Raw genomic sequence first — 6,573 nt, 5'->3', positions numbered from 1 at the left:
CCCCGGGCGCGGGCGCCGGCTGCTCAGGTGCCGACTGCTTGAGGGCGATGCTCACTTGACGGAGACCTGCGAGACGTCGAGGACGCCGGTCCAGTCGCTGATCACGACGTTCTTGATGTCCCTGCCGACGAGCCGCTTGTAGACCGGGTGGAAGAGCGGCACGTCCAGGGCCTGCTCACCGATCTTCTTGTCGAGTGCGCCCCAGCGCTTGCCGGCCGCCGCGAGGTCGGTCAGCTTGGCGATCTCGTCGATCTCGGCGTTCACGGCCGGGTCGTTCAGCTGCGCGTGGTTGTAGTTCGAGCCGTTGGTGACGATCTGCCGCCCGTCGAAGATCGGCGCGAGGAAGGGGCCGCCGGACGGCCAGTCGGCGCCCCAGCGGGAGAGGAAGAAGCCGGGGGTGTTCTTGACGTCCCAGCGCTTCTCGTTGAAGGCGTTGTTCTCCAGGCCCTCCAGCTTGACGGTGATCCCGGCGGCGGCCAGCGCCTGCTGCACGGCGGTGGCGACCTCGGGGCTGGTCTGGCGGTTCTGCGCGGTGGAGTGGGTCAGGGTGATGGAGATCCCGTCCGGGAAGCCCGCCTCCTTCAGCAGCTCCTTGGCCTTGGCCGGGTCGCCCGTCCTTCCGGCCGGGAAGTGGTCGTAGGGGGCGAAGCCGAAGGCCTCGCGCTCGGGCAGGAAGGTGGTGGCCGGTTCGGCCAGCGCGGATCCGCCGGCGGCGTTGATCACGCTGGTGCGGTTGATCGCGTAGGAGATGGCCTGGCGCACCTTCGGGTTGTCGAAGGGGGCCACCTTCGGGTTGAAGGCCAGGTAGTTGACGTAGCCGAAGTGGCCGGTGCCGACGCGTCCGGCGAGCTCCTTGTTGTCGCCGATCTGGGCGAGTTCGGCGGGTCCGAGGTTGGTGTCGGTGGTGACGGCCGCGGCGTCGGGGCCGGAGCTGGTGGTCAGGCGCTGGTTGATCACGGCGGCGTCCAGACCGGAGCGGACGTCGATCCTGTCCGGGTATGCCTTGCGCTCCTCGTCGGTCTTCTCGTCCCAGTGCTCGTTGCGCTCCAGGGTGAGGTGCTCGCCGTCGTTGTCGTTCTTGACGACCTTGTACGGGCCGGAGGAGACGGGGTGCTCCTCGTACTTGACCCCGGTGTCCTTGGCCTTGGGGACCGGCGCGAACTGCGTCTGCGTGGCGACGAAGGGGAACTCGCCCTCGGGCTTGCGGAGCTTGAAGACGATCGTCTTCGGGTCGGGCACGACGATCGAGTCGAGTCCCTTGCCGCCGTCCTTGTACGGGCCCTCGTACGTCTCCCCGCCGACCAGCCAGTCCCGCAGGTACGGGGCGCCGCCCGACAGCTCGGCGGCGAAGGACCGCTCGATGCCGTACTTGATGTCGGCGGTGGTGATCGGGGTGCCGTCCTCGTACTTCAGCCCGTCCTTGAGCGTGTACGTCCACTCGGTGGCGTCGGCGTTGGCCTTTCCGGTGTCGGTGGCCAGGTCGGGGACGACCTTGGTGCCGGCCGGGCCGTCCTCGCGGTTGCGGGTGGTCAGCGTGCGGAAGACCAGCGAGGGGACGTTTCCGCCGCCCGAGGTGTAGAGCCGGGCGGGGTCGAAGTCGCTCTGCGGCTCGGAGTTGAGGACGGTCAGGGTGCCGCCCTTCTGCGGCGCGCCCCCGGCGGCGCCCGGCTTGTCGCCCGAACCGGCCTTGTCCGCACCGTCCTTGGGCCCGCAGGCCGCGGCGCCCCCGGCCAGGACGAGGCTGACGGTGACGGCGGCCACGCGGCGCGCTATGAGATGACGGGCGGGTCCGGCGGAAGACATGGGTGTGTTGACCTCTCGGCGTGAAGGAAGGGCGGAAGGGCCACGCGAGGGGCAGCGGTCGACGGCGGTACCGGATCCGGCACCGAAGCATGAGGAAGCCGCGCCTGCGGGCGTGCGTGCACCCGGGCGCGGCGAAGGAGCTCGAAAAGTGTCGCGGCGCTTGCGGGTCGGCGTCAGCGACAGAAGATGTCGGCCACGCTGTGCGCGGTCACACCAAGCAGCGCCAGCTCAATGGCGGCGCTCGCGGTCATGGTGTGGTGCTGCGACATGCGGAGAACGATTGCCGATGATCGGACGGATTGTCAACGCGGATCCCCGCCCGGGCCGACGGGCGGGGATCCGGCCCGGGCATCAACTGCCCGGGAACACCCACGGGTTGGCCTTGCACTGGATCCCGTTGACGTTGAGGGACTTGGTCTGCTGCTGCATGATCGGCGCGAGCGCCCCGGGTGTGCGGCAGTTCACGTGCCCGTGCCCGAGCCGGTGGCCGACCTCGTGGTTGATGAGCATCTGCCGGTAGGCGAACATCTGGTCCGGCCCGTACGTCGAGGAGCCCTGCGCCCAACGGAAAGCGTTGATCATGACCCGGTCGGTCGACGCGGAGTCGCAGGAGACGTTCTCGACGGTGACGTCCAGGTCGGACTTGGCGCACCACACACCGGTGGTCCCGGGGCTCGCGAGGGTGATCACGAAGTCCGCCTCGCCGCCCGGTACCCGCTCGAAGGTCATCGCGCCCCCGTGGGCCCAGCTGCGCGGGTCGTTGAGGGTGCGGTGGACGGCTTCGGCGAAGAGCTGCGGGTCCATGCCGAGGCCCTGCTCGACGTCGACCCGGTAGCGCACGAGCTTGCCCTTGCCGGGGGCCTTGGCCACACCGGGCACCGTGTCGAAGGTGCCGGGCCCGGTGAGTTTCGGGTCGATCGGCAGCTGCTCGGCCATCTTCTGCTCGTACGTCAGCTCCGGCGCCGGCGCAACGGCGGACGGCGCCGCGGGCCCGGCGGGCGTGGCCGCCTGCGGTGTCGAGCGCTCGTCCGAGCGGGAGGCGGCCGCGTCGGTCCGGCTGTCGTCCGAGGCGGCCTGCGCACCGGTCCTGCTGTCGTCCCCGTCCGTGGCCACCTGGCCCGCGACGACGACGGCGAGGACGGTGGTGACGGCCACGGCGGCCATGCCGGTGTACGTACGGGCCTTCAGCCCGCGGCCGGAGCCGGGCTGCTCCGCGGCGGGCGCGGCAGGCTCGGCGGGCGCGACGGGCACGGTGGAGGAGCCCGCGGGCTCGACCGGGTCGACGGGCCTGCGCGGCCCGGGCACCCGGCGGTGCGAGCCGGTGGAGGTGACGGGGTCAGGGCCGGCCGCCGGTACGGGGGCGGGTGCGGGTGCGGGTGCGGCCTGCGGCGCCAGGGTGACCTGCGGGAAGCCCACCGCGGGGGTGCCGAAGGCCGGGGTGTCGGAGTCGAGGAGGCCGGCGGGAGCCGCTCCGGCCGGCGGGGCGGCGGCGGCGCCGGGCGCGCGGCGCACGCCGTGCCAGTCCCCGTAGACGGAGTCCGGGTGGGCCCCCCAGGCACCGCCCGACTCGTACTGCTGGGGGTGCCCGCCGGTCCGCGCGTCGGCGAAGGCCCGGTCCTGGGACACGTACCCCTGGTGGGTGACGGTCGGTTCGGGCCAGTAAGCGGCGGGCGGTTCCTCGTAAGGCAGCGGCGCGGGCTCCGGCTGCGGCCGGACGGGGGCCGGGGCGGGTGCCGGGGCGGGGCCCTTGCGACTATGTCGTCCCACGGTCCTCAGCCTCTGCCGTCGTCGGTATTTCGGTCACCCTCGCCCGCTCCGGTGTCGCTCAGCAGCTCCCGGAAGGCGGCGGCCACCACCTCGGGGTACTCCATCATCGCCACGTGCCCGGCCTCCGGCAGACACAGCAGCCGCGAACCGCGGTAGGCGGCGGCCGCCTTGTGCGCCATACGGTAGGAGACCAGTTGGTCCCGGCCACCGTAGACCAGCAGGGAGGGCGCGAGAACCCGCTGCGCCTGCTGCCACAGTCCGTGCTGGCCACCGAGGGTGTAGGCGTCGACGATGCCGCGCGAGGAGCGGGTCATCGCGTCCCAGAAGTACGGAAGGGCCATCCGCCGCTCCATCTCCTCCACGGCGTTGCGGAATCCCTCGGGCGTCACCCGGGAGGGGTCTCCGTAGCAGAGGTTCGTCACCCCACGGGTGCGCTGCTCGGCGCTGAGCCCCTGGGTCATCCGGCTGAAGAGCGCGGCCACCCCGGGCAGGGCGAGCAGGGCGGTCGGCACGGCCGACTTCTGCACGCGCAGCTCGGGCAGGGCGGGCGAGATCAGCGTCAGCGTGTGCACGAGGTCGGGCCGGACGGCCGCGACGCGGGTGGAGACGGCTCCGCCGAGGGAGTTCCCGAACAGGTGGACCGGGCCGCGCCCGGCGGCGTCGAGGTGCCGGATGACGGCGCGGGCGAAGGCGGTGACGGAGTAGTCCCGGTCGGCGGGTGGTGGGGACCAGCCGAAGCCCGGCAGGTCCAGGGCCTCGCCGTCGACGGTGTCGGCCAGCCGCGCCATGAGCTCCGACCAGTTCTGCGAGGAACCGCCGAGTCCGTGCACGAAAAGAGCGGGTGGCAGCCCGGTGCGCAGGGGTGGACGGACCCGGACGGCCAGTTCCAGCCCGGGCAGCACGGCGGTGCGCAGTTGCTCCCCCTCGGCCACCCGAACGGCTCCCACCTGGGAGGACAGCTCGGCGGTGGACCGTACGCCCGGCAGCTCGGTCGAAGACATGCGGGCAATGTTACGAGACGATCACGCTCCTCCTCTTGTGTTCGCCGTCACAGACACCGGCCGGATCCATATAGCGGTGCCTCCGCGATCCTCCTAGGCTCGTAAGTGAACACAAGGAAGCGAGGGGAGCGGCATGACTGTCGACCCTGCGGAGCCGGACACCTTCCGGGAGCAGTTTCCGGAATCCCTCGATCCTGAGGCGCCCGAGGCGGATGTGGCGGAGCAGCTGGCCGATCTCCGGCCGGACGAGGACGACCCGATCACCGTTGGCTCGGTGGGCGAGGCCACGGACGGCGATGCCGTCGAGCAGGCGCGGGTGGTGCCGCTGGACGAGGACGACTACCGCTGATCCGCAGTCGACCGAGCATCGACCAAACCGCTGATCAAACCGCTGACCAGCGCCTCCTGGCCGTCCGTACCGCGAGAAAACTCGGCTTGAACCCTCCAGATTCGGTTACCGAAAAGTACGATGGCGGCGCGGCGCAGAGCGCACTGTGTTCTTAGAGAAAGTGGGAGGCGGCGTGACAGCCATCGAGCAGACCGAGGCAGCGCGTCCGCGGGGCACGCGACTGCCGCGCCGAGCCCGGCGCAACCAGCTGCTGGGCGCGGCCCAGGAAGTCTTCGTCGCGCAGGGCTACCACGCGGCTGCGATGGACGACATCGCCGAGCGGGCCGGCGTGAGCAAGCCGGTGCTGTACCAGCACTTCCCCGGCAAGCTGGACCTGTACCTGGCGCTGCTGGACCAGCACTGCGAGGCCCTGCTGCTCGCCGTGCGCACCGCGCTGGCGTCCACGACGGACAACAAGCTGCGGGTGGCGGCCACGATGGACGCCTACTTCGCCTACGTGGAGGAGGAGGGCGGCGCCTTCCGGCTGGTCTTCGAGTCCGACCTGACGAACGAGCCGGCGGTGCGCGAGCGCGTCGACCGCGTCTCGCTCCAGTGCGCCGAGGCCATCTCCGACGTCATCGCCGAGGACACCGGCCTGTCCAAGGACGAGTCGATGCTGCTGGCCGTGGGCCTGGGCGGGGTCTCGCAGGTCGTGGCCCGCTACTGGCTCTCCAGCGAGAGCCCGGTCGCCCGCGAGACGGCGGTCGGCCTGCTGACCTCCCTCGCCTGGCGCGGCATCGCCGGCTTCCCGCTGCACGGCACGGAGGCCTGACGGGCCGGGCGCCCACGGCGCCGGCGGCCCCATCGGCCACTGTTCGCTGCCAGCGTGTCCGCTCTGCGCGGTCCGCGTCCCCTCTCCGGGCTAATGTGGACCGCGTACGGCGCGGCTGATCGCGCGAACCGGATCGTCGGAGGGACAAAGCCGTGGAGGTCAAGATCGGCGTGCAGCACGCACCCCGGGAGATCGTGCTGGAGAGCGACCTGAGCGCCGAGGAGCTGGAGCGCATCGTCACCGCCGCGCTGTCCGGCACCGCGCCGCTGCTGAGCCTCACCGACAACAAGGGCCGCAAGGTCCTGGTGCCGTCCGACCGCCTGTCGTATGTCGACCTGGGCGAGCCGAGCGTGCGCAAGGTCGGCTTCGGCGCGCTCTGAGAACTGTGGTGAACGGCCCGGCGGTTGATCCCGCCGGGCCGTTTCCGTTTCTTCCGCTTCGGGTAGGACCGCAGTGACCTGGTTTGCCCTGACGTATGGGAGAGACCTCATGCTGCTGATGGAAGTGCTCGGCTCCGCGCTCCTGGGCCTCGCCCTGTCCGCGACAGCCGCCCGGGTGCTCGCGCGCCGGTTGCCTTCCCTCAGAGTCGTGCTGGTCAGCGGGGTGCTGGGAGCGCTGTTCGGGGCGTATCTCACCCACTTCGCGCTGGGCCCGGGGCACAACACCCTGACCGCGACCCTCATCGGCTCGGTGCTGGTGTCCGCGGTGGTCCTGTCCCTGCTGCTCCGTCCGGCCGCAGGGCCCCGCAGGTCGCCCCACAGGACTCCGTTTTCGCTCCCGTCGCGGGGGTGACTGAAACCCCCGCACCACGTACGCCGGCCCCGGCGCGCCAAGTGCGCGCC

8 protein-coding genes are annotated in these 6,573 nt (G+C 71.5%); 4 read left to right on the top strand and 4 right to left on the bottom strand.

Features of this window, described 5'->3' with window-relative positions:
* Positions 1 to 51: 51 nt before the first annotated feature.
* From ACWGE1_RS39240 to ACWGE1_RS39225, 4 genes are all read right to left on the bottom strand, one after another.
* Positions 52 to 1,803, bottom strand: a complete 1,752-nt coding sequence (locus ACWGE1_RS39240; protein ID WP_453425255.1) for an ABC transporter substrate-binding protein — start codon at positions 1,801 to 1,803, stop codon at positions 52 to 54.
* A gap of 173 nt (positions 1,804 to 1,976) precedes the next feature.
* Positions 1,977 to 2,072 carry an Ms4533A family Cys-rich leader peptide gene (locus ACWGE1_RS39235; protein WP_319729120.1) on the bottom strand — a complete coding sequence of 32 codons (96 nt, stop codon included), beginning with the start codon at positions 2,070 to 2,072 and terminating at the stop codon, positions 1,977 to 1,979.
* An 82-nt stretch (positions 2,073 to 2,154) separates the two neighbouring features.
* Positions 2,155 to 3,570, bottom strand: a complete 1,416-nt coding sequence (locus ACWGE1_RS39230) for a DUF3152 domain-containing protein (RefSeq protein ID WP_453425254.1) — start codon at positions 3,568 to 3,570, stop codon at positions 2,155 to 2,157.
* A gap of 5 nt (positions 3,571 to 3,575) precedes the next feature.
* Positions 3,576 to 4,571, bottom strand: coding sequence for an alpha/beta fold hydrolase (locus ACWGE1_RS39225; RefSeq protein WP_453425253.1), 996 nt, complete (start codon positions 4,569 to 4,571; stop codon positions 3,576 to 3,578).
* A gap of 133 nt (positions 4,572 to 4,704) precedes the next feature.
* Between ACWGE1_RS39225 and ACWGE1_RS39220 the strand changes: the two genes are divergently transcribed.
* From ACWGE1_RS39220 to ACWGE1_RS39205, 4 genes are all read left to right on the top strand, one after another.
* Entirely contained in the window at positions 4,705 to 4,920 is a 216-nt protein-coding gene (locus tag ACWGE1_RS39220) for a hypothetical protein (RefSeq protein ID WP_453425252.1), read from the top strand.
* A gap of 172 nt (positions 4,921 to 5,092) precedes the next feature.
* On the top strand, positions 5,093 to 5,731 hold the full coding sequence (locus ACWGE1_RS39215; RefSeq protein WP_202199848.1) for a TetR/AcrR family transcriptional regulator: 639 nt from the start codon (positions 5,093 to 5,095) through the stop codon (positions 5,729 to 5,731).
* Between the two features lie 152 nt (positions 5,732 to 5,883).
* Entirely contained in the window at positions 5,884 to 6,111 is a 228-nt protein-coding gene (locus tag ACWGE1_RS39210; RefSeq protein WP_326588154.1) for a DUF3107 domain-containing protein, read from the top strand.
* A 109-nt stretch (positions 6,112 to 6,220) separates the two neighbouring features.
* Positions 6,221 to 6,523, top strand: coding sequence for a hypothetical protein (locus tag ACWGE1_RS39205; protein ID WP_453425251.1), 303 nt, complete (start codon positions 6,221 to 6,223; stop codon positions 6,521 to 6,523).
* Positions 6,524 to 6,573: the final 50 nt, after the last annotated feature.

The organism is Streptomyces sp. NPDC054932 (genome assembly GCF_053610205.1).
Note: the sequence above shows the minus strand (reverse complement) of the source record. Positions and strands in the feature narration are given on the sequence as shown.